The 24414-nt window shown below is 59.1% G+C and carries 28 protein-coding genes and 1 tRNA gene; 8 read left to right on the forward strand and 21 right to left on the reverse strand.

Annotated elements, in window-relative coordinates:
• The first annotated feature begins 4 nt into the window (after positions 1–4).
• The 6 genes from RPF88_RS09335 (at position 5) to RPF88_RS09360 (ending at position 5056) form a co-directional block, all read left to right on the forward strand.
• On the forward strand, positions 5–1180 hold the full coding sequence (locus RPF88_RS09335) for a phage major capsid protein (protein WP_337123869.1): 1176 nt from the start codon (positions 5–7) through the stop codon (positions 1178–1180).
• A 65-nt stretch (positions 1181–1245) separates the two neighbouring features.
• A complete protein-coding gene (locus tag RPF88_RS09340; RefSeq protein ID WP_337122238.1) occupies positions 1246–1839 on the forward strand; it encodes a head-tail connector protein in 594 nt (197 codons plus the stop codon).
• A 3-nt stretch (positions 1840–1842) separates the two neighbouring features.
• A complete protein-coding gene (locus RPF88_RS09345) occupies positions 1843–2166 on the forward strand; it encodes a phage head closure protein (RefSeq protein ID WP_337122239.1) in 324 nt (107 codons plus the stop codon).
• Between the two features lie 6 nt (positions 2167–2172).
• Entirely contained in the window at positions 2173–3090 is a 918-nt protein-coding gene (locus RPF88_RS09350) for a hypothetical protein (RefSeq protein ID WP_337122240.1), read from the forward strand.
• A gap of 532 nt (positions 3091–3622) precedes the next feature.
• A complete protein-coding gene (locus RPF88_RS09355; RefSeq protein ID WP_337122241.1) occupies positions 3623–4378 on the forward strand; it encodes a DNA-processing protein DprA in 756 nt (251 codons plus the stop codon).
• A 30-nt stretch (positions 4379–4408) separates the two neighbouring features.
• Positions 4409–5056, forward strand: coding sequence for a hypothetical protein (locus tag RPF88_RS09360; RefSeq protein ID WP_337122242.1), 648 nt, complete (start codon positions 4409–4411; stop codon positions 5054–5056).
• A gap of 48 nt (positions 5057–5104) precedes the next feature.
• Here RPF88_RS09360 and RPF88_RS09365 read toward each other — a convergent pair whose 3' ends face one another.
• The 4 genes from RPF88_RS09365 to RPF88_RS09380 all read right to left on the reverse strand — a co-directional run bounded on the left by RPF88_RS09365 (position 5105) and on the right by RPF88_RS09380 (position 6756).
• The gene (locus tag RPF88_RS09365) at positions 5105–5410 is read right to left on the reverse strand and encodes a hypothetical protein (RefSeq protein ID WP_337122243.1); all 306 of its coding nucleotides are present in this window, start codon (positions 5408–5410) and stop codon (positions 5105–5107) included.
• Positions 5411–5441: 31 nt separating this feature from the next.
• Positions 5442–5582 (reverse strand): hypothetical protein, encoded by a 141-nt coding sequence (locus tag RPF88_RS09370; RefSeq protein ID WP_337122244.1) that lies wholly within the window; start codon positions 5580–5582, stop codon positions 5442–5444.
• 100 nt (positions 5583–5682) lie between these two features.
• Positions 5683–6129 carry a hypothetical protein gene (locus RPF88_RS09375; protein ID WP_337122245.1) on the reverse strand — a complete coding sequence of 149 codons (447 nt, stop codon included), beginning with the start codon at positions 6127–6129 and terminating at the stop codon, positions 5683–5685.
• A gap of 348 nt (positions 6130–6477) precedes the next feature.
• Positions 6478–6756 (reverse strand): hypothetical protein, encoded by a 279-nt coding sequence (locus RPF88_RS09380; protein ID WP_337122246.1) that lies wholly within the window; start codon positions 6754–6756, stop codon positions 6478–6480.
• Between the two features lie 59 nt (positions 6757–6815).
• Between RPF88_RS09380 and RPF88_RS09385 the strand changes: the two genes are divergently transcribed.
• Positions 6816–7130, forward strand: coding sequence for a hypothetical protein (locus RPF88_RS09385; RefSeq protein ID WP_337122247.1), 315 nt, complete (start codon positions 6816–6818; stop codon positions 7128–7130).
• 30 nt (positions 7131–7160) lie between these two features.
• Here the strand turns inward: RPF88_RS09385 and RPF88_RS09390 are convergent, their stop codons facing one another.
• From RPF88_RS09390 to RPF88_RS09410, 5 genes are all read right to left on the reverse strand, one after another.
• Positions 7161–8243, reverse strand: coding sequence for a beta family protein (locus RPF88_RS09390; RefSeq protein WP_337122248.1), 1083 nt, complete (start codon positions 8241–8243; stop codon positions 7161–7163).
• A gap of 26 nt (positions 8244–8269) precedes the next feature.
• Complete coding sequence (locus RPF88_RS09395; protein WP_337122249.1) at positions 8270–8773, reverse strand: ImmA/IrrE family metallo-endopeptidase; 504 nt, start codon at positions 8771–8773, stop codon at positions 8270–8272.
• A 16-nt stretch (positions 8774–8789) separates the two neighbouring features.
• Entirely contained in the window at positions 8790–9194 is a 405-nt protein-coding gene (locus tag RPF88_RS09400) for a hypothetical protein (protein WP_337122250.1), read from the reverse strand.
• An 87-nt stretch (positions 9195–9281) separates the two neighbouring features.
• Complete coding sequence (locus RPF88_RS09405) at positions 9282–10298, reverse strand: AlbA family DNA-binding domain-containing protein (RefSeq protein WP_337122251.1); 1017 nt, start codon at positions 10296–10298, stop codon at positions 9282–9284.
• Positions 10299–10389: 91 nt separating this feature from the next.
• Positions 10390–10465: transfer RNA gene (locus RPF88_RS09410), tRNA-Lys, on the reverse strand.
• A 255-nt stretch (positions 10466–10720) separates the two neighbouring features.
• Between RPF88_RS09410 and RPF88_RS09415 the strand changes: the two genes are divergently transcribed.
• Positions 10721–11194: a BA14K family protein gene (locus RPF88_RS09415; RefSeq protein ID WP_337122252.1), complete on the forward strand. Its 474-nt coding sequence runs from the start codon at positions 10721–10723 to the stop codon at positions 11192–11194.
• 86 nt (positions 11195–11280) lie between these two features.
• Here the strand turns inward: RPF88_RS09415 and RPF88_RS09420 are convergent, their stop codons facing one another.
• The 12 genes from RPF88_RS09420 to RPF88_RS09475 all read right to left on the reverse strand — a co-directional run bounded on the left by RPF88_RS09420 (position 11281) and on the right by RPF88_RS09475 (position 24293).
• Complete coding sequence (locus RPF88_RS09420; protein ID WP_224672845.1) at positions 11281–11688, reverse strand: DUF6882 domain-containing protein; 408 nt, start codon at positions 11686–11688, stop codon at positions 11281–11283.
• Between the two features lie 93 nt (positions 11689–11781).
• Complete coding sequence (gene glpK, locus RPF88_RS09425; RefSeq protein WP_337122253.1) at positions 11782–13272, reverse strand: glycerol kinase GlpK; 1491 nt, start codon at positions 13270–13272, stop codon at positions 11782–11784.
• A gap of 200 nt (positions 13273–13472) precedes the next feature.
• Positions 13473–15200, reverse strand: coding sequence for an ABC transporter substrate-binding protein (locus RPF88_RS09430; protein ID WP_013531807.1), 1728 nt, complete (start codon positions 15198–15200; stop codon positions 13473–13475).
• A 79-nt stretch (positions 15201–15279) separates the two neighbouring features.
• Positions 15280–15567: a DUF2160 domain-containing protein gene (locus RPF88_RS09435; RefSeq protein ID WP_013531808.1), complete on the reverse strand. Its 288-nt coding sequence runs from the start codon at positions 15565–15567 to the stop codon at positions 15280–15282.
• 2 nt (positions 15568–15569) lie between these two features.
• On the reverse strand, positions 15570–16484 hold the full coding sequence (locus tag RPF88_RS09440) for a carbohydrate ABC transporter permease (protein WP_063167946.1): 915 nt from the start codon (positions 16482–16484) through the stop codon (positions 15570–15572).
• 1 nt (position 16485) lies between these two features.
• Positions 16486–17352 carry a carbohydrate ABC transporter permease gene (locus RPF88_RS09445; RefSeq protein WP_013531810.1) on the reverse strand — a complete coding sequence of 289 codons (867 nt, stop codon included), beginning with the start codon at positions 17350–17352 and terminating at the stop codon, positions 16486–16488.
• Positions 17353–18420, reverse strand: coding sequence for an ABC transporter ATP-binding protein (locus RPF88_RS09450; RefSeq protein WP_013531811.1), 1068 nt, complete (start codon positions 18418–18420; stop codon positions 17353–17355).
• A gap of 10 nt (positions 18421–18430) precedes the next feature.
• The gene (locus RPF88_RS09455; RefSeq protein ID WP_064995842.1) at positions 18431–19510 is read right to left on the reverse strand and encodes an ABC transporter ATP-binding protein; all 1080 of its coding nucleotides are present in this window, start codon (positions 19508–19510) and stop codon (positions 18431–18433) included.
• 42 nt (positions 19511–19552) lie between these two features.
• A complete protein-coding gene (glpD, locus tag RPF88_RS09460) occupies positions 19553–21079 on the reverse strand; it encodes a glycerol-3-phosphate dehydrogenase (protein ID WP_013531813.1) in 1527 nt (508 codons plus the stop codon).
• A 126-nt stretch (positions 21080–21205) separates the two neighbouring features.
• On the reverse strand, positions 21206–21973 hold the full coding sequence (locus RPF88_RS09465) for a DeoR/GlpR family DNA-binding transcription regulator (RefSeq protein WP_013531814.1): 768 nt from the start codon (positions 21971–21973) through the stop codon (positions 21206–21208).
• Between the two features lie 78 nt (positions 21974–22051).
• On the reverse strand, positions 22052–23461 hold the full coding sequence (locus tag RPF88_RS09470) for a pyridoxal phosphate-dependent decarboxylase family protein (protein WP_027161529.1): 1410 nt from the start codon (positions 23459–23461) through the stop codon (positions 22052–22054).
• Positions 23462–23561: 100 nt separating this feature from the next.
• Positions 23562–24293 carry a peptidase gene (locus RPF88_RS09475; RefSeq protein ID WP_013531816.1) on the reverse strand — a complete coding sequence of 244 codons (732 nt, stop codon included), beginning with the start codon at positions 24291–24293 and terminating at the stop codon, positions 23562–23564.
• Between the last annotated feature and the right edge of the window lie 121 nt (positions 24294–24414).

Raw genomic sequence — 24414 nt, forward strand, 5'->3', positions numbered from 1 at the left:
CGTGATGGAAGCGCTCAAGGCGCGCGACACTGAAATCCAGACCTTCGCCACCAAGGCGAGCGAGGAAATCAAGACTCACGGCAAGGTGCTGGACGAAACCAAGTCGGCGCTCACCAAGCTTTCGACCGATGGCGCCAGCCTTCAGGATCGTCTCCTCCAGGTCGAACAGAAACTGTCCCGTCGCAGCTTCGGCGACACTCCCGCAAAGTCGATCGGCGAACAACTGACCGAGACCGACGACTTCAAGGCGCTGCAGAGCAAGGGACGCGGCACCGCGCGGCTGAACCTCAAGGCGGCGACGATCACCTCTGCGACGACTGATGCCGCTGGCTCCGCCGGCGATCTCATCCGGCCTGAGCGTGCGCCTGGCATCATCACGCCAGCCGTCCGCGAACTGACGATCCGGGATCTTCTCCTGCCGGGTCGCACGTCTTCGAACGCTATCGAGTTTATGCAGGAAACCGGCTTCACCAACAACGCTGCGCCGGTAGCGGAAGGGGCAACCAAGCCTCAGTCGGATCTGAAGTTCGAGCTCGTCACGACCAACGTTCGCACCATCGCGCATTGGTTCGCAGCCTCGAAGCAGGTTCTTTCTGACGTCCCGATGCTGATGTCCTACATCAACGGCCGGGCGACGTTCGGCCTGAAGTACGTGGAGGAGAACCAGCTTCTCGCCGGCGACGGCACTGGGCAGAACCTTCACGGCATCATTCCCCAGGCGACGGACTTCAGCCAGTCGACGCTCAGCAACGGGACCACTGACACGCGGATAGACACGATCCGCCGCGCCAGCCTTCAAGTCCGCAGTGCGGAATATCGTCCGACTTTCGCTGTCCTCAATCCCAACGACTGGGCAGCGATCGAACTGACGAAAGACCAAGACGGCCGCTATATCTGGGTGCAAGTCCAGTTGGGCGGCACGATGCAGCTTTGGCGCCTTGCGGTTGTCGAAACGACAGCCATCTCTGCGGGCGAATTCCTGGTCGGTGCGACCATGGGCGCCCAGGTGTTCGATCGCGAAGACGCCGCGGTGGAGGTCTCCACCGATCACGACGATTTCTTTGTCCGGAATCTCGTCGCTATCCGCGCCGAAGAGCGGCTCGCCCTTGCGGTGAACCGCCCGGAGTCGTTCGTGCACGGCTACTTCGATTTGGGCGCCTCGCCCCCGCTCAACGCCTAATTGGCGCATCATTTGACCTCAAGGGCGGCTTCAGGGCCGCCCTTTCCACTTTGCGAGAGTCGACCATGAACCTTGTGCTGGAAACCCCGCCTGAATCGCTTGCGGACACGCTGTTCCAGCCTGTTTGCAATCATCTGCGCATCGAACCGGCTAACCCGGTGCCAGTCGATGCCGCCTACATCAAGGCTTGCATCGGCGCTGCAGTCTCGCGCCTGGACGGCAATCAAGGACGCCTTGGGCGCTGCCTACTTACTCAAGAGTGGACGTTGTATCTTGATTGCTTTCCATCATGCATCGAGCTCCCTCTTCCGCCATTGCAGGAGATCATTCACCTCAAATATCTCGATACCGACGGCACGCTGCAAACGCTCGATCCCTCTGCATATCGGGTCTCTGGCGCCGGTTCCTGGCGGCCTGAAATAACGCCGGCCTATGGCGAGACGTGGCCCGATAGCCGGTATATTGCGGACGCTCTGCAGGTTCGATTCCGCGCCGGCTACGGCGAAGATGAAGACAGCATTCCGCCGCCAATCTTGCAAGCAATCAACGTCATGGCCGCCCACTACTATGTCGAGCGCCAGCCGGTGACGTTCACCACGCCGCACGAGATTCCGCTCCTGGCCTGCGATCTGATCGCGCCGTTCAAGATTTACCGGTGAAGCATGCGCATCGGCAACATGAACCGACGTCTGGTCATACTTCGGCGGGTTGAGACCGGCACTGATACGCTGAACGCGCCCGTGTTTGAGTGGCAAACGCTGCGCACCATTTGGGCGGAGAAGATCAACAAAAAGGAAAGTGAGCAGTTCGCGCCTGATCTGCATCAGCGCTATGCGGTGCGCCTGGTCATCTTCCGCACTCGTTATTTCGCCGACATTTCCGAAGTCGACCGCCTCGAATGCGAGGGGGTGACTTACGACATCAAAGGGTTGCGCGAGCTCGGCTTCCGCGAGGGAACTGAGATCACGGCGGAATCGCAGTCCTAATCACCCATGGCGCAGGACATGCTCGCCATTACGCTCGGCTTTCGGGCGCAGAAGAAGCTTGCAAAACACCCGATTTTCGGGGCCGACAAACGAAAGCACATCGTCCGCCAAATGATGGACGTCTTGGCGGACTGGCGGCTCAGCCCCTTCGAGCTCGAGGGCGCCTGCCGTGCCGGACTTCGTTCTGCATTGTGCCTTGATGGCCATTCATGGCAGCGGGCAGACGACGAAGCCGCGTCGATCATCGAAACATGTTTGAGAGGTCACCAGCGTCCGACCTGGCTGCAGGGTCAGCCGGAGGGCGCCGACCGGGAGAATTGTCTCGGCTGTGGCCAATTGCTCGACACGTCAGACCGGCAGATGCGACGCGTGTCATGGTGTTCCGACCTCTGCCGGTTGGCAACAAAAATCAGGCAGGAACAAGCGGACGATTACCGCGGCAAGGAAGTCTCACAGCGGGCCTTCTACCTCGCCCAAAAACAGCAGATGCGGAAGCGCAATTGCGAGTTTTGCAGCACGTCGTTTCGGCCTTCGGTAGAGGAATCCCGGTTCTGCTCGTCGTCGTGCGCACGACATGCTCGGGGTGACATCCTTGAGCAAAAGGAGTGCGCGACGTGCAGGAAAGAATTCCGACCGTCTAGCCGCTCAAAGGCCGGTCTCTATTGCTCACCGGTGTGCGCATCGACGGGCAGAACAACGAAGCCGGCGCGGCCGTGCGCCCATTGCCAGCACGTGTTCAAGCCGCACCGACATTCACAGCTTTGGTGCTCGCCAACGTGCAGGGCAGCAGGGATGAAAGCGACCCTGGCGCCGCGCATTTGCGATCATTGTCACGAGACGTTCCAGCCTGCCAGAACGAAAGCCAAGTTCTGTTCCGCCAAGTGCCGGAATCGAGCGGCTTACGAGCGCTCCCAAGCCACATGAGCCGCAGCCGCTGCCTTCGGGCGGCGGCTTTTTCGTCTCTCCGAAAGGCTCATCCCGAGGATCGATCTAGTCGTTGCCGTTTTCCCAGCCCTCGATCATCTTTTTCGCACGAGCGAGGCACATTTGCTCACCCTCTTCGATTGTCGCTTCTGCGACCTCGGTTCTGCAGCGCGTGCTCCCTGGCGCCCACATAAGCGCATGCCAACCAGAGGTCTGTTGCGTCTGAATTCTCCAGCCATTGTGCTGATATTTAGGCATTGCAGCCCTTTCCAAACTAATGATCGCGCATCAGATCACTACCAAATGACCGCGCACAGGGAGACTACTCCAAGTCTTATAAACAAATCTTCCGGCTTCGTTCCCCTTCGACAGCGGCATTGGCCGGCTAGGAAAATTTGCCGCATTCAAAGCGTTCCGCTATAGACTTCCAACGAGTCGTCCACAAGTTAAACACCAGAGTTCGCTATCGTCCGTTGACGAATCGCAGTAGCGTCTTCGCCCGAGGCGAAGCTAGCAAACGCTGGGGAACGTGTTGCTGCAACGTATGGCAAATAAAAAACGAGACAGCGCCGATCTGAATTCTGGTCGCAGATCACCATATGTGCGACCGATTTCTGTCGAAACCATTCCGCTTCAGCGACTTTTGGCTTACACTGGGCGGCCATTTCCTGAGACACAGATCAATCTCTTCCGCGAGCAAGATGACGCGGACCTTGAGGTTTACTACTCCGGCGATCTTTCGCTTCTGCTTCGTAAATGCGTTTCCGTAATCGGGGCGAGAGATGTTTCGCCCGATGGCCAAGCCCGGGCGAAACGTGTCGCAAAGGAACTAAGTGATTTCGGCATCGTCGTAACGAGCGGGTTGGCCAAAGGCGTCGATATCGCAGCGCATCGAGGCGCCATTGATGCCGGCGGCAAGACCATTGCTGTGATTGGAACTCCAATCGAAAAAGCATATCCGATCGAGCACGCGGAAACGCAGATGGAAATCTATACGGATCACCTGCTCATTTCCCAGTTTCGGCCAGGGCAACGCACTTTCCCTTCCGACTTTCCAAAGAGGAACCGCCTGATGGCGGCGCTGACCGACGCAAGTGTAATAGTTGAGGCGTCAGACACTTCGGGAACGTTGCATCAGGCGGTCGAATGCACGAAGCTTGGCCGGTGGCTCTTTATCGCCAATTCCGTCGTTGAGGATCCTCGACTGAGTTGGCCCAAGAAATTTTTGGAGTATGAAAACTGCGTTCCGCTTAAAAATATTTCGGATATTACAACCAGATTGCTGTAATGGCGAGCCGGTTGGGCGGATTGAGACATTATGAAGGTTCATTTTCGGGCGCAGTATCTGACTAGTTCTGTCGGTCAGATGCGTCGGGAAGATTACAATGCAACGTTGTTGGTCCATGCGGTAAAGGGCAAACCCATCGGTTCCAGCCAGTATGCGCATGTGAGAATCGGCGGATCGTCGGTTATGATCACGGACGCCAGCAAAGATAGGGCTATGGACTGGTTTGGCGAATGGGCCGCCCCGTTCGTTAAAGCGCAGGGATGGGCGCCGAAAGTATTGGTTCCAATTCCAAATAGATCGGCGGTGGCAGGAAATTCCGCCGTCCCGAGGACCGCGTTGATCGCCCACGCCGTCCGCCGTGCCACCGGCGGAGCCGTTGTCGTCGCAGATGTGTTGCGATGGAAGAGGCAACTACCGAAAAGCACGGACATGGCCTCCCGCAGACCAGAGGTGTTACTGCCTGATTTGATCCTGACCGGCAAGGTCCCGGTCGGGACAGTAGTCCTCATCGATGATGTGTTCACATCCGGCGGTCATGCCATCGCCAGCACGTGGCGACTCGCCGACCAGCTTAAAACGCCTAGTTGCGTGATCTCGTGCGGCCGGACTCTGCATATCCAGTTGGACGATCCATTCAAGGTGCCGGACGAAGAACTCGTCATCCCGAAGCGGCCATGATGCGGCAAGCAGTTGAATGCAACGGCGCTTGCCGACGCTACCGACGAGCTAGGCTGGCTTCTTTTGGCGCAACGCCTCCGTGCCCTTCGGCCGGCGGTATTTCCCCACCAGTTCGACCGTTACGGCATCGACCGTGACGCGTCCGAGCACCTGCACAGTCACACGGTCCAGATCCTCGTCTACAAAGACGACATCGCCCTCAAATCTCATCCTGTCGCCAGGCTTCGCCTTTGGGTCGATGATCGAATAGGGATTGTTGGCCGTGAGGATGTGCAGGGTCACGCGATCCTCGATACGCTTGCCCACAGTGGCGGTGATCACCACCTTGTCGCCTATGTTGATTTCCCGCGCCATGCTGAAGATTCTGGCGCGGTCCGTCGCTTAGTCAAGGGGTTGCTAATGTAGGCTTGTCGAATGCCGCCATGTCGCGCGAAAGGCCGACCAGCGGTGTATGCATATCATGGATCGTGTCGCACAGACGATAGAAGTAGTCCGACTCCTCGTAATCCGGAAGGGTTCCGTCCATGACGTGAACCGCAATGGGTCTTAGGGACTCCCTATACTCATCCTTTTCGAAGTCGTTATCCTTTAGCGAGATGAACTGGAAGTTCGTCTCTGTCGAAGCGTCAAAAAAATGAGCGGGCCTGGCGCATCGTCTCGGAATGCACCGATTGGTGCAGCAAGATCAGAAAGTCCGAGGCCATCTTCAGCAATTGCTTGTTGATGTGTTTGGGGCCTCTGTCTTCCCTCGTAAGAAGGCCGATATTCTCGGCTATTTCTGCAAGGTAGCTGAAGAAGTGCGGGTATACCTTTGCAGCTCGCCGCCGGACAAGACGCTCAGGTTCTTTGACATGCGCCATCTGCTCAGCGTGCCGTCGCCTCTGCTCCTGGTCCGATCGGTTCATTGCGTTGACCGTGATGAACGCGGCGGCGACAGCCATGAAGCCTGTGATCAGAGTTTGATAAGTTACCAGCTTATCCGCCGAGTGCCCGTTATCCATCCAGGCCATTCCGGCCAGAAAGCCTAATGTCGCCGCGACCACCGCGATGAACCAGACGTCGCTGCGTTCCATGGATGCCCCTCCGGCTGCCTTCCTAGCTTGACCAGGCTTATTATTAAGCACTTCCGTCAGTGGCGCCCTCTTCGTCAAGGGTGTACGGCACGGGCAGATAGGCGTTGGCGATGAGCCAATCGCCTATGATGGTCCTAATGAGATCCGTCTTGGATAATCCCATCTCAACGGCCAGCCCGGTTAGCGATTCATCGACCTTTGGGTCTAGATCAATGCCTCCCACGTTCCTGAGCATCAGAGCGGCCCGACGTAGCTTTTATCTGAAGGTCCGCACGGGAGACGTCCGCAATCGTATCAGCGGCGTTCTCCAGGTCCACTGCAACGCTGATGCGGCCCATGTAACTTCCCCTAGTGCCGAACGCCGGCCTTCGTGATTTCCCGGAGATAGATGTCAGTCTGATGGCGTATTGCCTCCGAAAGAGATAACGCAAGATCGGGGTCGTCTGGATAGTTTGCCAATGCCCAGGTTGCGGTAAGCTGGGCAATGGCCACTTTCTGACTCACATCGGAAAGGCCACGCATCTGCTTGGCCATCTTGTCGACCGCCCTGTTAATCGCTGGACGCTCACGCTTTACCAAGGCGTAAAGCTCGGGCTGTTCGGACTCGGTAGCGATGATCGGTTTCATGGCTGTGTCTCCATTTTGCCAACAGTGAACAAAATAGGAACATCAGAGTCAAGAGGGCCTTGACCTCAGAGGAATATGTTCCTCATTTAGGTCCATGGCGCACGCTGGGCAAGGCGACCCGGCACAACATGCTTGTGAAAGCCGAGTGTAGCTGCGGCAACGTCCGCTACTGCCGATCAGCCGACCTGATGATGGTCTATGGCGGCGGTGTCGATCCGATGTCGCTCAAATTCGACTGCAGTCGATGCAAGCCGCAGATCAAAATCACACTGCTGGAGGTGCATCCCGAGCATCTGCCGAAACGGCTGATGATCCACAAGCCGATGAAGCTGGATGGCAAAATCGTTTGGCACACAGAGAGGTTTCGCGGATGATTGGCGGCCGCACTTACGCAGCGCGTTCAATCAGTCCTCCCACTTCTCATCCAGATTGATACCCTTGATATCACCAGCGTTATAGAAAGCCTGGATGTGTAGATGGAGGTTCACCCGGGCCGCGACATTCTTTTGTGGTGTATTTATGCCGAGTGCAGGATTGATAGCTGTCTGTCGGATCATGAATTCCCCCCAGATGCCGAGTCCGTCGACCTCCTTCCATTGCTCACTGTTCATGATCTCGTGGGCAGCATCGTCAAAGCCCCATTCTTCCGGTTTGTTGCGCGCCGAAAGCCATCCGTTGCGGATAGCAAGGTCGATGCGCGGCTTCGGCCGGCTGGCTATCCCTTTTTCCCTTGGCCTGGTGCTCCCCCAATCCCCGTAGGCGATCCGTTGCCGGTTTGTGACCTGGATCAGTTCGGCCAAAAACTCTCTGTTGTCGAACGTCGCGAAGTCGACACCTTCGACTTCGGCGAAACCTTTCGGGATCGTGGTGTAGGAAATTACGAATGGGATCTGGGCATCAATTTCGTTCAGTTGCGTAGTAATCAAGTTCGCGATTCGGAGCCGAGTCGGCTGGGTGTCCACAATCCAGCCCGCATCTACGATGATGGCGTAATCCGCCGAACCCACTGCATTGATCGCCGCGATCGCATCTTGAAGGTTTGGGGGAAAGCGGTTTAGTTCGATTCTGAGAGCGAAGGAGCGCCCCATCTCTTGAAACGCCGTGATCTGGTTTGTGATCTGAGCTTGGGATAGGCCAGCGATTTGTAGGCAAGGGCTCGCGTTCGGTATGGTGTCGATGAAACCGACCCAGTTCGAATATGCGTTGGCAGGGTCTTGCAAATCCAGCCACTGCTGTTGGGCGAGAAGTTCGACGTTTGTGACTTGGTAATCCTTGTCGATATCCAGGAAGAACGACCTGTCCGGGAACGCGTTTTGAACCCGGTCAATGGCGCGCATCAATTCCGTCGCATTTGGCCATGGAGCAAGCAGGAAGACCGGCTGGAGCCGATCTTTCGATGCAGCCGGCAACCTCTGCAAACCGTTCATTTCACTTGCCCTGACGGCAAGGGTCGGAACGTAGTTGAGTTGCGATACGTCTACTGCCATGGCTGCCCCAACCCATTCGTCTGCTTTTAGGCGGCCATCCGAATTTCCATTGCCGCCTTCGACACCCCAAAGTGCTCAGCGAGCAGGTCAACCATTGCCTCGCTGATTTGATCGCCGTACTTCGAATATTCCTGGCGGAGCGCCTCCTCAGGCATGACGATCTGTGCGGCAAGCCTGTTTGCCTCGAATTCAATCTGCTCTGAGGCACCTGACCTATACAAAACGTTGTCAGTCAATGTTCCGCCGAGCCGGTCGATGGTATCGCGGTGGATCAGGAAATGAGCCAATTCATGCGCCAGAGTGAAGCGCTGACGCTGGCGACTCTCATGCCGATTTATTTTGATCTCATAACCGGCAGGTGTCTTCGAAATCTGCCCAGAGATGTTGAGAGGTAGCGACGATATCTTTACATCCACACCTAGGGCGGCTGCGAGCGCTCCGAGCTTTACCGGAACCTCGTTCAGATATCTTTCCACAACCTCACGATCCTCCGTTCGGAGTTTTTGCCATTCTTTCGATGACGTGGCCATGGTTGTATCCTTTCGTTTATTCCGGGCCCGACTGACTACCGTCGTCGTCTTTTGCCCCACCAGAATATAGGGCGCGCTCCATTGCTCGGCTAAGTCGGCCATCATTTTCCATGCGGCCAAGTTCCCGCTCCAGCATATCGGGCAGCTCCTGCTTTACGCGACTTTCTGCATTCGACACCGATTCCGAACGAATGACCTGGAAGCCGAAGACGGCCGCGACAGCCACGATGAGCCCAACGCCGCCCAGAACGATAGTTGCGACGGTAAGATTTATGACCGCCAAGTCGGAATAGCTGAGATCGAGCGCCTTTTGAGCTGAGGTGCCTCCAAAAAGATGGAGGTTGACGTTCAAAAACATAACCAGCGCTGCGCCGACCAGAAGCGCGATCGTAATCTTGACGAACTCATAGAGGAACTTCACTGCCCCACCCCTCGGCCGTGATCAATCAATATAGAGTCGGCAACTTTTACCTCGTAATGCCGGCCTTCGGATAGGCCCCCCGTGCAATCAGACAGCGGGAGGCTCTTTCATCTGAATATAGTCAGGCTTCAGAAGCCATGCACCTCTTTTGAAATCCGCTGGTCCTAATGACAGAGTTCCAAGCTTGGGCCGCATGTTTTCTGCGCTGAGCGAGTACCGCAGCACAAAAGTGGCGCTCTCAATCGAAACTCCACTCGCCTTGAACATCGGCAAATCGTAAGTGAACTCCATTCCAAGATATTCGAAAATTTGCGTTTCACTAGGGTTCACTACGAACCCTTCTGGAGCGATGTAGCGTTGATCTTGGCCGAATGCTTGAAACTTTGTCAGGGGTTGCCTATGGGAAGCCCCATTCTTGGTCTTCACTCCCGAGAGTTCGATCACCATTAGCGAGATGTGCTTTGCCGTCGCCAACCCGGCGTTTCTAATCGCAAGCCTGATCGACGCATGGACTGTCGTTCCCGAGGACATTCCGCTCGCAAAATCACTAACAAGCTCCAGGTCAGGAGAACCATTTCGACGAAAAGCGTCCTCGATGTCGAAGTGCTCCATGGCATAGCTGCCCGAAGCCGACCGTTTGAAATACTGCTTCGTGATGTTGCACATGTGCGGACGACGTTCCGATCGCGGAACGTCTATCACCAAGTAGCCTCCCGTCTGATCATTGACGGAGGCAAAGCCGTCGACTCGAATCCCGTCGTTCTTTGGTTGAAGCAGGTCTCCAACCGCGGAGCTGACCGCACTGAGGGCTGCCTTCCAATTGGGTATAGGATCAAGCTCCTGCGCGGCGTCGACACCGTCGAGGTTTGCTCTGCAATCCACGCCAATCACGACGATCCCTCCAGCTGAGTTGCTGAAGGCTGACAGCGCCTTTGATATCGATCGCCGTCCGTCTTTGGTCAGTTTTCCCTCATTTGTGAAAAGTGCACCTGGCTTTCCGATTGCCGAGCCCTTGAAGTCGAGCTGCAACGTTTCTTGCGCTTCCTGCAGGATCGATTCCTGCAATAGCGCCTCCCCTCCAGCAATTGCCTCATCGAACGTCATCTTGCCAGAACCCCTTCGGAACCCCGCGGCGCGCCCGGCGCTGCATCGTAAGTAGGTCTATCTTACATCATATTGATTTTATTTATATTTTTGGTGAGCGCGTCGGGGTTCGAACCCGAGACCTACTGATTAAAAGTCAGTTGCTCTACCGGCTGAGCTACGCGCTCCCGCGGGCGAAAGGCGGCCCTCGAAATTGCGCGGAACATAGGGAGAGTGCCTCGACCGGTCAACCGGAAAAAGAGGTCTCGCAACACGGGCGGCTTCGCCCTGTCGCGGCACTTGTCCCACGTGCTGTCGGGGGAGAACGGCCAAGGAACGCTGCCATTTATGCCTGAGGGTGGCATCCAGTCTGGGGAACAATTGTATGCGCCGCTCGTTTTTCGGGCACAGGGACGTCCGCCAAACCATCGAGGAGAAGACCAATGAACAGAATCACAACGAGCCTGCTGGCGACCGCTCTCTCCGCCACATTCGTTGCGGCGGAGGCGGTGTCGGTTAATGCCCAACCGAACTATGTGCCGCAGTCCCAAGTCGCGGTGCCGGATGTACAGACAGTCCAGTACCGGGAGTGGCGCAAGGACCGCTACAATCGCAATTTTTCGCGTGACCGCAGTTTTTCGCGTGACCGCAATCGCGGCGCGTATTGGAACGGCCATCGGGGCTATCGTGAATATCGACCCGGCTACCGTCGTCACGGCGATTATTGGTTCCCGCTTGCGGCCTTCGCTGCCGGCGCGCTGATTACCGGGGCAATCATCAACAACGAAAACAACCGCGTCTACGGGGGCAACGCCCACGTCCAGTGGTGCTACGACCACTATCGCAGCTACCGTGCTTCGGACAACACGTTCCAGCCGAATTACGGCCCTCGCAGGGAGTGCCGCTCGCCTTACTGATCCGAAGTGTGAGTACCGAGTAAAAATGGCCTGCGCCGGCAACAGCGCGGGCCATTTTTCGACGTGCCCAGGCGCGAGAGTGCTGGTCAGTTCGCCCAGCTGATACTTTTGAAAATCAAATAGAGCGCTCCACCCTCACCACGCGGTGAGCGATACGCACCGAGAGCATGGCAAATTCGAACCATTGTTCCCGTCAATTCCCAACCCAGCGCTTCCAGGTCATTGCCGGCGTTGGGCACATAGGCCTGGGCCAACTCATCTATGCTGTTCTTCTCGCCGAAGGAGCGAACCAGCTTGGCGTCGCTGAGAAGCTCGCTGGGCAAATTCGAATTTGCCCAAGCCCACAGCCAATTGCTGGCCTTGGCGCTCGTGGAGCCTGCAATCTGGATCTCAGTGACGATCTTGACGCCTCCTTCATCCGAGAACAGAAGCTTTCCGGCCGTGAGGTCATAGTCATAGCGTGACCAACTGCCGAGGCGAAAATCTCTATGCAAGCGGTCATTCTTGGCATGCAGTTGCTCAACGGCCGTCGCGCCAAGCAGGATACCAGTCTGGCTTCATTCTCCCCTCACCCTGATGGCTGCTCACTACACGCTCAGCGTCCGGCGCACAGCATCGCGCCAACCAGCAAGTTTGGCTGCGCGCGCGGAGCCATCCATGGCCGGCTGGAACCTCCGCTCCAGCGCCCAGCTCTTCGCGAATTTCTTGGCATCCGGCCACACGCCTGCCTTCGACCCGGCGAGCCACGCGGCACCCAGCGCCGTCGTCTCCAGGATGGTCGGACGGTCGACCGGCGCGTCGAGGATGTCGGCCAGCCTCTGCATGGTCCAGTCCGACGCAACCATGCCGCCGTCGACCCGCAGCACGGTCTTGGCCGAAGCTCCCTTCCAGTCCTTTCGCATGGCGTCGAGCAGGTCGCGCGTCTGGTAGGCGACGGATTCGAGTGCCGCGCGGGCAAACTCGGCCGGACCGGAATTGCGCGTCAGCCCGAAAATGGCGCCGCGTGCCTCGGCGTCCCAATGCGGCGCGCCGAGCCCGACGAAGGCCGGCACCAGGTAGACGTTTTGCGTTAGATCAGCCTCGGCAGCCAGCTTGCCGCTTTGCTCGGCCTTGCCGATCACCTTGATGCCGTCGCGCAGCCATTGGACCGCGGCGCCGGCAATGAAGATCGAGCCCTCCAGCGCATAAGTGGTCTTGCCGTTCAGCCTGTAGGCAATAGTGGTCAAGAGGCGGTTCTTCGAACGCACAAGGTCGCTGCCGGTGTTGAGCAGCGCAAAGCAGCCCGTGCCGTAGGTGGATTTCATCATGCCCGGCTCGAAACAGGCCTGGCCGATGGTCGCCGCATGCTGGTCGCCGGCAACACCGAGGATTCTTATTTCGGCGCCGAAGAGATTTTTCTCCGTGATTCCATAGTCATCGGCGCAGTCTTTTACCTCGGGTAGCATTTTTGCCGGGATGTTCAGTATCGACAGCAGTTCGTCGTCCCAGGCATTCTCAGCGATGTTGTAAACCAGCGTGCGCGAGGCGTTGGTGGCGTCCGTGGCGTGGACTTTGCCGCCGGTCAGCCGCCAGATCAGAAAGCTGTCGATGGTGCCGGCGAGCAACTCGCCCTTCTCGGCACGACGCCGCGCCCCTTTTAGCTTGTCCAGCATCCAGGCGATCTTGGTACCGGAAAAATACGGATCAAGCAGCAGGCCGGTTTTTTTGGTGAACTTTTTCTCCAGTCCCTGCTTCTTCAGTTTCTGGCACAGCGGCGTGGTGCGCCGGTCCTGCCAGACAATGGCATTGTGGATCGGCTTGCCGGTCGCCTTGTCCCAGATGACGATGGTCTCGCGCTGATTGGTGATGCCGAGCGCGGCCACCTCGGAAGCAGCCCGGCCGGCATTCTTCAGCGCCGCCTTCACGGTCGTCACCACGCTCGCCCAGATGTCTTCGGGATCGTGCTCGACCCAGCCGGAGGCCGGATAGTGCTGGGTGAATTCCTTCTGCCAGCTGCCGGCAACCTTCATATCGCCGTCGAACAGGATCGCCCGGGTCGAAGTCGTGCCCTGGTCGATGGCAAGGATGTATCCGGTCATTCTGCTTCCCCGCTTAATGCATGTCGCCCAAAAATGACCTCGGTTTTGGGAGAACGACATGCACAAAAACAAAGACCTAAAGCGCGTTGCATGAATCCGTCTCAACGCGACGCGCTTTAGTCTTTTACACAAACAGGGGAGACGGCAAGATGCCGCCTCCCCCTATTCTCATGATGCTGGCGCGAGCGCCGACACCAAGGCTACTTCTGCCAGCTCTTCACCAGTTCGTCGTAGTTGATGGTGATCGGCTTTTCCTTCTCGTTCTCGATCTTCAACTGAGGAGCGAGATTGCCCTTCTTGACCGCGTCGGCGTTCCAGTAGGCGAGGTCATGCTCTTCGGCCATCTTCGGGCCGATATCGCCCTGAACGCCCGACTTCTCGATGCGGCTCATGACCTTTTCCTGTTCGCCGCAGAGCGAGTCCATCGCTTCCTGCGCGGTCTTGGCGCCCGACGACGCATCGCCGATCGCCTGCCACCAGAGCTGTGCCAGCTTTGGATAATCAGGCACGTTGGTGCCGGTCGGCGACCACTGGACGCGGGCCGGCGAACGGTAGAACTCGATCAGGCCGCCGAGCTTCGGAGCCCGCTCGGTGAAGCTCTTGTCGTGGATCGTGCTCTCGCGGATGAAGGTCAGGCCGACATGGCTTTTCTTCACGTCGACAGTCTTCGAGGTGACGAACTGCGCGTAGAGCCAGGCGGCCTTGGCGCGGTCGGTCGGGGTCGACTTCATCAGCGTCCAGGAGCCGACATCCTGATAGCCGAGCTTCATGCCATCCTTCCAGTAGACACCATGCGGCGACGGCGCCATGCGCCACTTGGGCGTACCGTCGTCGTTCAGCACCGCCTTGGCGCCGGCATCGACCATCGAAGCGGTGAAGGCGGTGTACCAGAAGATCTGCTGGGCAACCGCGCCCTGCGCCGGAACCGGGCCGGATTCGGAGAAGGTCATGCCCTGGGCTTCCGCCGGAGCGTAGGCCTTCAGCCAGTCGAGGTATTTCTGGATCGAGTAGACGGCGGCCGGGCCATTGGTGTCGCCGCCGCGCGCCGTGCAGGAGCCGACCGGACGCGAATTCTCGTCGACCTTGATGCCCCACTCATCAACCGGCAGACCGTTCGGCAGGCCCTTGTCGCCATTGCCGGCCATCGACAGCCAGGCGTCGGTGAACCGCCAGCCGAGCGACGGGTCCTTCTTGCCGTAGTCCATGTGGCCATAGACCTTCTTGCCGTCGATCTCGCGGCCGGTGAAGAACTCGGCGATGTCCTCATAGGCAGACCAGTTGACGGGAACGCCAAGGTCGTAGCCGTACTTGGCCTTGAAGTCCGCCTTGTTCTTCTCGTCGTTGAACCAGTCGTAACGGAACCAGTAGAGGTTCGCGAACTGCTGGTCGGGAAGCTGATAGAGCTTCTTGTCCGGAGCGGTCGTGAACGAGGTGCCGATAAAATCCTTCAGGTCGAGGTTCGGGTTGGTGACATCCTTGCCCTCGCCCGCCATCCAGTCGGTCAAATTGCGCACCTGCTGGTAGCGCCAGTGGGTGCCGATCAGGTCGGAATCGTTGACCCAGCCGTCATAAAGGTTCTGGCCCGTCTGCATCTGGGTCTGGATCTTCTCGACGACGTCGCCTTCCTGGATGACGTCATGCGTGATCTTGATGCCGGTGATGGCGGTAAAGGCCGGCGCCAGCACCTGCGATTCATACTGGTGCGTGGCGATGGTTTCCGAAACGACCTTGATGTCCATGCCGGCGAAAGGCTTCGCGGCATCGATGAACCACTGCATTTCGGCTTCCTGGCCAGCGCGGTCGAGCGTCGAGAGCGGGCCGATTTCCTTGTCCAGGAAAGCCTTTGCCTCGTCCATCCCGGCATAGGCATTGCCCACGCCCAGCAACAGGACAAGGGCCGTCGTTGATGTTAAAAATTGCCTTCGCATGTGTTTCCTCCACAGTTTTAAGGTTCAAGTGCGATCTGGAGCGGCCGCCGGCACGCGGTCGCTCCAACAGTTTCCCCCTCTATACGTAGCGGAACACGCCAATGGCGTAGACCACGGAGAGAGCGAGAGCCCACCACAGGTTGGATCCGACAAGACCCAACCAAGCGAGATGGATAAAGGCGCTGCCAAGCAGCGACAGGAAAAGACGGTCGCCGCGCGTTGTCTCGAAGCGCAGCACGCCGACGCGCGGATTGCCGCCCGGCGAAGCGTATTCCCAAGCCGCCATGCCGCACAGCAGCAGAAGGATGGTCCCGAAAAAGGCCGCCGTCGGCCACGTCCACGCCATCCAGGTGAGGTCGAAATTCATCGTCAAACCCTCCCCAGGGCGAAGCCCTTGGCGATATAATTGCGCACAAACCAGATGACGAGCGCGCCGGGGATCAACGTCAGCACGCCGGCGGCGGCGAGCAGGCCCCAGTCCATGCCAGCGGCCGAAACCGTGCGGGTCATGGTGGCGGCGATCGGCTTGGCGTCGGTGGTGGTCAGCGTACGGGCGATAAGCAGTTCCACCCACGAGAACATGAAGCAGAAGAAGCAGGCCACGCCGATGCCGCTGGCGATCAGGGGCATGAAGATTCTGACGAAGAAGCGCGGGAACGAATAGCCGTCGATATAGGCGGTTTCGTCGATTTCCTTCGGCACACCCGACATGAAGCCTTCGAGGATCCACACCGCCAGCGGCACGTTGAACAGGCAGTGCGCCAGCGCCACCGCAATGTGCGTGTCGATCAGGCCGAAGGCCGAATAGAGCTGGAAGAACGGCAGCGCGAACACCGCCGGCGGCGCCATGCGGTTGGTCAGCAGCCAAAAGAACAGGTGCTTGTCGCCGAGGAAGCGGTAGCGCGAGAAGGCGTAGGCTGCCGGCAGCGCGGCAGCCACCGAAATCACCATATTCATCACCACATAGGTGATCGAGTTGATGTAGCCCGAGTACCAGGAGGCGTCGGTGAAGATGGTGACGTAGTTGGCGAGCGTCGGCTGGTGCGGATAGAGCGTCAGCGAGGAGACGATCTCGGCATTGGTCTTGAAGCTCATGTTGATGAGCCAGTAGATCGGCAGCAAAAGCACGACGATGTAGACCGTCGGCACGATCCACCACCAGCGCGATTCCTCGCCGCGTTTGCGCATCAGCCGGGCGACCTGATCCTGCGACAGTGTGCTCGCCAGTTTGCCCGCTGCTGTGGTCTCGCTCACTCTATCGGCTCTTTCGTTGGCGCCGGTCATCTCAGCGCTCCGCGTCGTAGTTGGTCATCACGGTGTAGAAGACCCATGACAGCAGAAGGACGATGAGGAAGTAGACCAGCGACATGGCTGCGGCCGGACCGAGGTCGAACTGGCCGAGCGCGGTCTTGACGAGGTCGATCGACAGGAATGTCGTCGAGTTGCCGGGACCGCCTCCCGTCACCACGAAGGGTTCGGTATAGATCATGAATGAGTCCATGAAGCGAAGCAGCACGGCAATCAGCAGCACCCTGTTCATCTTCGGCAGCTGGATGTAGCGGAACACCGCCCAGCGCGAGGCGCCATCGATCTTGGCCGCCTGATAGAAGGCATCCGGAATGGAGACCAGGCCGGCATAGCAGAGCAGCACGACGAGGCTGGTCCAGTGCCAGACATCCATGATGATGACGGTGACCCAGGCATCGAACGGATCCTGCACATAGTTGTAGTCGATGCCGAGCGCGTTGACGTAGTAGCCGAGCAGACCGATGTCGTTGCGGCCGAAGACCTGCCAGATGGTGCCGACGACGTTCCACGGAATCAGCAGCGGCAGCGCCATCAGGACCAGGCAGACCGGCACGCCCCAGCCCTTTTTCGGCATGTTGAGCGCGATGAAGATGCCGAGCGGCACTTCGATCGCCAGGATGATGAAGGAGAAGATCAGGTTGCGGACCATCGCTTCCCAGAAGCGGCTGGAAGACAGCAGTTCCTCGAACCACTCGGTGCCGGCCCAGAAGAAGACGTTGTTGCCGAACGTGTCCTGCACCGAATAGTTGACGACGGTCATCAGCGGGATGACGGCCGAGAACGCCACCAGCACCAGCACCGGCAGCACCAGGAACCAGGCCTTGTTGTTCCAGGTCTTTTCCATCTATGCCCCCATCTCGACGCGCCAGGAATCGGCATAGATGTTGATGCCGGCCGGCTCGAACCGCACCTTCGGATCGGCCGGCACGGTCTCGTCCTCGCCGATGACGGCCGCAATCTCGCGGCCTTCGAGCTTGGCGCGGACCACCTTGTGGCGGCCGAGATCCTCGACCTTGCTGACCTGCACGGCCATGCCGTCGCGGCCAAGCCGGACATATTCGGGACGGATGCCGAGTTCGATGGCGCCGCTGCCCGCTTTTGGCGCGCCCGGCAGTTCGATGCGCTGCGAGCCGAGCGTCGCCGTCTTGCCGTCGATGGCCACCGGCATGACGTTCATGCCGGGCGAGCCGATGAAATAACCGACAAAGGTATGGCGTGGCCGTTCGAACAGTTCGGCTGGCGTGCCGATCTGGACGATGCCGCCGTCATACATGACCACAACCTGGTCGGCGAAGGTCAGCGCCTCGGTTTGGTCGTGGGTCACATAGACCATGGTATAGCCGAAGCGGCGGTGCAGCTGCTTCAGCTGCGAGCGCAGCACCCATTTCATATGCGGGTCGATGACGGTCAGCGGCTCGTCGAACAGGATGGCGTTGACGTCGGAGCGCACCAGCCCGCGGCCGAGCGAGATCTTCTGCTTCTGGTCGGCGGTCAGCCCCCTCGCCTTCTTCTTCGCCCAGGACGCCAGGTCGATCATCTCCAGCGTCTCGCGCACCTTGCGGTCGACATCGGCTTCCGGCACGCCGCGATTGCGCAGCGGGAAGGCCAGATTGTCGTAGACGGTCATGGTGTCGTAGATGACCGGGAACTGGAACACCTGCGCGATATTGCGCTCCTGCGTCGACAAATTGGTCACGTCCTTGCCGTTGAACAGCAACTGACCGTGCGACGGGTGCAGCAATCCCGAAATGATGTTGAGCAGCGTGGTCTTGCCGCAGCCCGATGGCCCGAGCAGCGCATAGGCGCCGCCGTCCTCGAAGGTGTGGTGCACTTCCCTGAGCGCGAAATCGGCATCCTTCCGAGGGTTCGGCAGATAGGAATGCCTGACATGGTTGACGTCTATGCGTGCCATATCTTTCCCCTCAAGCCGCCAGCTTCGGCGCGGCCACGGCACGGCCGTGCTCGTCGAAGACCATGATGTGGCGCGGATCAATGAACACCTCGATCTCGGCGTCGGGTTCGAAGTCGCGGATGCCGTGGCTCAGCATCACCCAGCGTGCATCCGCGAAATCGAGATGGATGAAGCTTTCCGAGCCAGTGATTTCGGTGATCGTCACCTTGGCGCGCACCGGCACAGCGGTGGCATTGGGCCGATCGAGCGACAGGTGATGCGGCTGAAAACCGACCGTGTACATGGCATCGGCAATGCCGGCGAGATCGGCGGGCACCGGCAGTTTGACCCCACCTTCGAGCAGGAAATCCCCCCCTTTCTTGGCCAGCACGATGGTGTTGAGCGGCGGGTCGGCGAAAGTCTTGGCCGTCACCAGATCGACCGGTTTGCGGAACACGTCGATGGTCGGTCCGAACTGGGTGATGCGCCCTTCGGAAAGCGTCGCCGTGTTGCCGCCGAGCAGCAGCGCTTCGTGCGGCTCGGTCGTGGCGTAGACGAAGATGGTGCCGGCGGCGGCGAAGATCCTGGGCAATTCGGCGCGCAGTTCCTCGCGCAATTTGTAGTCGAGATTGGCGAGCGGTTCGTCGAGCAGCACCAGGCTGGCGTTCTTGACGATGGCGCGCGCCAGTGCGGTGCGCTGCTGCTGGCCACCGGACAGGCTCAGCGGCGTGCGGTCGAGATAGGGCGTCAGCTTGAGAAGTGCTGCGGCATGGCGCACTTCCTTGTCGATCTTCGCCTGATCGGTTCCCGCCACCCTGAGCGGCGAGGCGATGTTCTCGTAGACGGTCATCGCCGGATAGTTGATGAACTGCTGGTAGACCATGGCGATCTTGCGCTTCTGCACCGGCACGCCGGTGACATTCTGGCCGTCGAACCAGATCGAACCGGAGGTTGGCACGTCGAGGCCGGCCATCAGCCGCATCAGGCTGGTCTTGCCCGAAAGCGTCGGTCCGAGCAGGACATTGAGCGAGCCGTGCTGGAGCGTCAGCGACACATCGCTTATATGCGCGACAGCACCGACCGTCTTGGTGACGTTTCTCAGTTCCAGCATGACGCCTCCTCCCAGGCCTTCCGCATCAGCTCAAACCCCTCTTCATTCGGCAGCCGCGACATGGCGCCGGCTTATGCCGTGCATGAATTCATCGAGAGCCGCCACCTGCTCGCGGCTGAGATGCAGACCGCGCTTGGTACGGCGCCACAATACATCTTCCGATGTGACGGCCCATTCGTTTTGAACGAGATAGCGCACCTCGGCCTCGTAGAGATCGGCGCCGAAGTTGCGGCCGAGATCGACGTTCGATTTGGCCAGCCCCAGCAGCATCCTTGCGCGGGTGCCATAGAGCCGGGTCAGCCGGCGAGCCAGGCGCGCGTCGAGGAACGGATAGGCAGTCTTCAGTTTCGCCACTTCGGCATCGAAACCGGTGGCCGGGAAATCGCCGCCCGGCAACGGCGCGTTTGCCGTCCACGGCTTGCCGCGTTTACCCAGAAAACCCTCGATCTTTTCCAGCATCGATTCCGACAGCCGGCGATAGGTGGTGATCTTGCCGCCGAAGGCGTTGACGATCGGGGCGGCACCCTCGCCGCCATCGGCCTTGAGCACATAGTCGCGCGTCGCTTCCTGCGCCTTGGAGGCTCCGTCATCATAGAGCGGACGGACGGCGGAATAGGTCCAGACGATGTCCGAGCGCTTGACGGCTTCAGCGAAATATTCGCTTGCTGCGGCGCAGAGATAGTCGATCTCGGTGTCGCTGATCCTCACGTCATGCGGATCACCGGGATAATCCTGGTCCGTGGTGCCGATCAGGGTGAACTCTTCCTCGTAGGGAATGGCGAAGATGATTCGACCATCCCTGTTCTGGAAGAAATAGGCGCGCGGATCGTCGAACTTCCTGGCGATGACGATGTGGCTGCCCTGCACGAGGCGGACATTGTGCACATCGTTGAGGCCGACGACGCCGGAAAGCACATGATCGACCCAGGGGCCGGCGGCATTGACCAGCAGGCGCGCCTTGATCTCCTCGGTCTCGCCGGTCTGCAGATCCTCGACCTGGACCGTCCACAAGCCGTTTTCGCGGCGCGCGCCGGTCACTTTCGTGCGGGTGCGGACCGTTGCGCCGCGGTCGGCCGCATCACGTGCATTCAGCGCCACCAGCCGCGCATCATTGACCCAGCCATCCGAATATTCGAAGGCCTTCTTGAATAGCGGCTTCAAAGGCTTGCCGGCCGGATCCCTGGCCATGTCCAGCGTCCGGGTCGCCGGCAGCAATTTGCGCCCGCCAATGTGGTCGTAGAGGAAGAGACCGAGCCTGATCAGCCAGGCCGGGCGCAGGCCCTTGGCATAGGGCAGCACGAAGCGCATCGGCCAGATGATGTGCGGCGCGTTCTTCCACAGAACCTCGCGCTCCATCAGCGCTTCGCGCACCAGGCGGAATTCGTAGAATTCGAGGTAGCGCAGGCCGCCATGGATCAATTTGGTCGAGCCCGAGGAAGTCCCGCTGGCGAGGTCGTTCATCTCGGCGAGAAAGACGGAAAAGCCACGCCCGACGGCGTCGCGGGCTATACCGCAGCCATTGATGCCGCCGCCTATGACGAAAATGTCACGGATCGGAGATGCGTCCACAAATTCCTCCAGCGATTTCGCATTGCACCATTTTTGGGCTTTTACGAAACCGTGTCGGAATTATTTCGAAATGATAACGAATGTCAAACGAAATATCACGGGCGCGTGATATCAGCTGAAAACCGCCTAGGCGAGCGACGTCTCGATCAGCTGAACCTCGGCCTCCTGGCAGATCTTGCGCACCGAGGGGATATCGCAGCGGTCGGTGATGAAGGTGTTGACCTGCGACAGATGGCCGATGCGCACCGGTGCGGTTCGCTCGAATTTGGTCTGGTCGGAAACCAGGATGACATGCCTTGCATTGGCGATGATCGCCTGCGCCACCTTGACCTCGCGAAAATCGAAGTCGAGCAAGGCCCCGTCATGGTCGATGGCGGATGCGCCGATCACCGCGTAATCGACCTTGAACTGCCTGATGAAATCGACCGCCGCCTCGCCGACCACACCGCCATCGGAACCGCGCACGACACCACCGGCGATCACCACTTCGATCGACGGATATATCCGCATCCTATTGGCAACATTGATGTTATTGGTGATGACCATGAGACCGTTGTGATCGAGCAACGCCTTGCTGACCGACTCGGTCGTGGTGCCGATGTTGATGAACAGCGAGGCGTTGTCGGGGATCAGCCTGGCTGCCGCACGGCCGATCGCCTCCTTCTCGTCGGCGGCAATCTTGCGTCTCGCCTCATACTCCATGTTCTCGATGCCGGAGGGGTACAGCGCGCCGCCATGGATGCGCGAGAGCAGCCGCTGATCGCACAAATCGTTGAGGTCCTTGCGGATGGTCTGCGGCGTCACATTGAAGTGGTTGGCCAGATCATCGACCAGCACGCGGCCGTGATCCTTGGCCATCTGGATAATCTCGGCATGGCGCGGCGACAGATACATGGGCAACCTCCCGTTTTCGTTTTTCTTGTCTATAGTCGAAAACGAAACCGATGAAAAGGCATAAGCCGGCTAACGAAATCAGCGACCCAGGCCACGTGCGATTTCAGTAATCACCACAAAAGCCGTTTCGACATCGGCGGCGGTCGCCTCGAACTGTCCGACCTGGAACCGGATTGCGATCAGTCCATCAACCTTCGTCTGCGTCAGGTAGATGCGGCCATCGTCGTTGATCGCATTGACAAGGCGCAGATTGTGCTCGTCCCCGTCGGTTGCGGTCTTGTGCCGGAACGAGAACAACGACAGCATCGGTTCGCTGACGATCTGGAAATCCGGCTCCCTTGCCAGCCGCGCCGCCAGCCCTTCGCTCCACGCGACATGATTGCGGATCATCGTGCGCAGGCGTTCCAGGCCATGGGCGCGCAGCAGGAACCATAATTTCAACGCGCGAAATCGCCTGCCGAGCGGTACCGACCATTCGGAATAGTTGATGATGCCGTCATGACCGTGCGTCTTCAGATAATCCGGCTTGATGGCCAGCGTCCTGACATGGCTTTCAGGGTCGCGCAGGAACTGGATCGAGCAGTCGAACTGAGCGCCCAGCCATTTGTGCGGATTGAAAACGATCGAATCGGCGCCTTCGACGCCTGTCCAGAAATGCCGATATTCCGGACAGATCATCGCCGATCCCGCCCAGGCGGCATCGACATGGAGATAAAGCCCATGCCGCCGTGCCACCTCGGCAACCGCAGCAATGTCGTCGGTGCCGCCAGTGCTGGTGCCGCCGACGCAAGCGATGATGCCCGCCGGCAGCATGCCGGCTTCCCGGTCGGCGACGATTGCCGCCTCGAGCGCGGCCGTGTCCATGGCGCGAAAGCGGCCGCTGACGGGAATGCGCACGAGATTGTCCTCGCCGATGCCGGACACCCAGATCGCCCGGTCGATCGACGTGTGCACCTGGTCGGAGGAGTAGATGCGCAGCCGCGCCTGCCCTGCCAGGCCCTGTTTGTTGCCTTGCCAGTCGAGTGCCCGTTCGCGCATGGTCAGCACCGCGGCCAACGTCGCCGATGAGGCTGAATCCTGGATTACGCCCGAGAAGCCTTCCGGCAGACCGAGCGCCTGGCGCATCCAGTCGACGGTGCGCGTTTCGAGTTCGGTCGCCGCCGGCGACGTCTGCCACAGCATGCATTGCGCGGCCATCGCCGAAACAAGATATTCCGCCACCACCGAAACCGGCGCCGCATTGGCCGGGAAATAGGCGAAGAAGCGCGGATGCTGCCAATGCGTCATTCCCGGCAGGATCTTCTCTTCGAAATCGGCGAAGATCCGGTCCATCGGTTCGGCGTCTTCGGGCGGCGAAACCTCGATGCTTCTAGAAATGGCGCCGGGTTCTACCAGTGGCCGCACGGGGCGGTCGCGCAGATTGTTGCGATAGTCAGCGCCCCAGTCGGCGGCCCGCCGCGACCATTGCCGGAAATCATCATTGTTCATCCTGTCCTCCCGACATGATCCATCGCTACCATCCGTCGCGGTTGGTCTCTTATTAATTAACGCGTGAAATATATGCAACCAGCAAGAGATGCCGCACGCCTCAGCCCGGGAAATCCGGCAGGCTGGCAAAAGCCGTCTTCAGCGCATTCGACCAGCCATCGGAGATCGTGCGGTAATACTGGTCGTCCTGGCCGATCCGCTTCTTCAATCCGACCTTGAAAGCGTCCTTCTCCAGGAAGAGCAGGTCGAGCGGCAAGCCGACAGACAGGTTCGACTTCAACGTCGAATCGAACGACACCAAAAGCAGCTTCACCGTCTCGGCGAGGCTCATCGTCTTTTCGTAGGCGCGGATGATGATCGGCTTGCCGTATTTGGTCTCGCCTATCTGGAAGAACGGCGTGTCATCGGTCGATTCGATGAAATTGCCTTCGGGATAGATCATGAACAGGCGCGGCTCGCTGCCCTTGATCTGACCGCCGAGGATGAAGGACGCATTGAAATAGGAATCCGCCTTCTCGCCAGCGGGTGACGAATTGGCGATGACCTCCTTGACCGTGTCGCCAACAATGCGGACCGTTTGGTACATCGACGGCGTTTCGAGCAGTGTGGAATGTCTTTCGGAGATTGCCTTGGTGCGCTCGTCGAGCAGGCTGACCACGGCCTGCGTCGTCGCCAGATTGCCCGCCGACATCAAAACGATGACGCGTTCGCCCGGCTCTTCCCAGACATGCATCTTGCGAAAGGTGGAGATGGAATCCATGCCTGCATTGGTGCGCGTGTCGGACATGAACACGAGCCCGCGATCGATCTTCAGGCCAACGCAATAGGTCATGGAATCTCTTCTAGAGCAATTCCAGGAAAAGTGTGAAGCGGTTTTCCGTCCGGAATTGCGTTAAAACAAAGGGATAGAGCGGTTCGGGGTTCCTTGAAACCATGGATCGCTCGGCAGCAAT

This window comes from Mesorhizobium sp. ISC11 (genome assembly GCF_037162595.1).
GTDB lineage: Bacteria > Pseudomonadota > Alphaproteobacteria > Rhizobiales > Rhizobiaceae > Mesorhizobium > Mesorhizobium ciceri.

Excerpts from the sequence above, each read along its gene's own strand:
- RPF88_RS09335 (WP_337123869.1), top strand. The coding sequence starts at position 5 with ATGGAAGCGCTCAAGGCGCGCGACACTGAAATCCAGACCTTCGCCACC.
- RPF88_RS09340 (WP_337122238.1), top strand. The coding sequence starts at position 1,246 with ATGAACCTTGTGCTGGAAACCCCGCCTGAATCGCTTGCGGACACGCTG.
- RPF88_RS09345 (WP_337122239.1), top strand. The coding sequence starts at position 1,843 with ATGCGCATCGGCAACATGAACCGACGTCTGGTCATACTTCGGCGGGTT.
- RPF88_RS09350 (WP_337122240.1), top strand. The coding sequence starts at position 2,173 with ATGGCGCAGGACATGCTCGCCATTACGCTCGGCTTTCGGGCGCAGAAG.
- RPF88_RS09360 (WP_337122242.1), top strand. The coding sequence starts at position 4,409 with ATGAAGGTTCATTTTCGGGCGCAGTATCTGACTAGTTCTGTCGGTCAG.
- RPF88_RS09365 (WP_337122243.1), bottom strand. The coding sequence starts at position 5,410 with ATGGCGCGGGAAATCAACATAGGCGACAAGGTGGTGATCACCGCCACT.
- RPF88_RS09370 (WP_337122244.1), bottom strand. The coding sequence starts at position 5,582 with ATGGACGGAACCCTTCCGGATTACGAGGAGTCGGACTACTTCTATCGT.
- RPF88_RS09375 (WP_337122245.1), bottom strand. The coding sequence starts at position 6,129 with ATGGAACGCAGCGACGTCTGGTTCATCGCGGTGGTCGCGGCGACATTA.
- RPF88_RS09380 (WP_337122246.1), bottom strand. The coding sequence starts at position 6,756 with ATGAAACCGATCATCGCTACCGAGTCCGAACAGCCCGAGCTTTACGCC.
- RPF88_RS09390 (WP_337122248.1), bottom strand. The coding sequence starts at position 8,243 with ATGGCAGTAGACGTATCGCAACTCAACTACGTTCCGACCCTTGCCGTC.
- RPF88_RS09395 (WP_337122249.1), bottom strand. The coding sequence starts at position 8,773 with ATGGCCACGTCATCGAAAGAATGGCAAAAACTCCGAACGGAGGATCGT.
- RPF88_RS09405 (WP_337122251.1), bottom strand. The coding sequence starts at position 10,298 with ATGACGTTCGATGAGGCAATTGCTGGAGGGGAGGCGCTATTGCAGGAA.
- RPF88_RS09415 (WP_337122252.1), top strand. The coding sequence starts at position 10,721 with ATGAACAGAATCACAACGAGCCTGCTGGCGACCGCTCTCTCCGCCACA.
- glpK (WP_337122253.1), bottom strand. The coding sequence starts at position 13,272 with ATGACCGGATACATCCTTGCCATCGACCAGGGCACGACTTCGACCCGG.
- RPF88_RS09430 (WP_013531807.1), bottom strand. The coding sequence starts at position 15,200 with ATGCGAAGGCAATTTTTAACATCAACGACGGCCCTTGTCCTGTTGCTG.
- RPF88_RS09435 (WP_013531808.1), bottom strand. The coding sequence starts at position 15,567 with ATGAATTTCGACCTCACCTGGATGGCGTGGACGTGGCCGACGGCGGCC.
- RPF88_RS09440 (WP_063167946.1), bottom strand. The coding sequence starts at position 16,484 with ATGACCGGCGCCAACGAAAGAGCCGATAGAGTGAGCGAGACCACAGCA.
- RPF88_RS09445 (WP_013531810.1), bottom strand. The coding sequence starts at position 17,352 with ATGGAAAAGACCTGGAACAACAAGGCCTGGTTCCTGGTGCTGCCGGTG.
- RPF88_RS09450 (WP_013531811.1), bottom strand. The coding sequence starts at position 18,420 with ATGGCACGCATAGACGTCAACCATGTCAGGCATTCCTATCTGCCGAAC.
- RPF88_RS09455 (WP_064995842.1), bottom strand. The coding sequence starts at position 19,510 with ATGCTGGAACTGAGAAACGTCACCAAGACGGTCGGTGCTGTCGCGCAT.
- RPF88_RS09465 (WP_013531814.1), bottom strand. The coding sequence starts at position 21,973 with ATGTATCTGTCGCCGCGCCATGCCGAGATTATCCAGATGGCCAAGGAT.
- RPF88_RS09470 (WP_027161529.1), bottom strand. The coding sequence starts at position 23,461 with ATGAACAATGATGATTTCCGGCAATGGTCGCGGCGGGCCGCCGACTGG.
- RPF88_RS09475 (WP_013531816.1), bottom strand. The coding sequence starts at position 24,293 with ATGACCTATTGCGTTGGCCTGAAGATCGATCGCGGGCTCGTGTTCATG.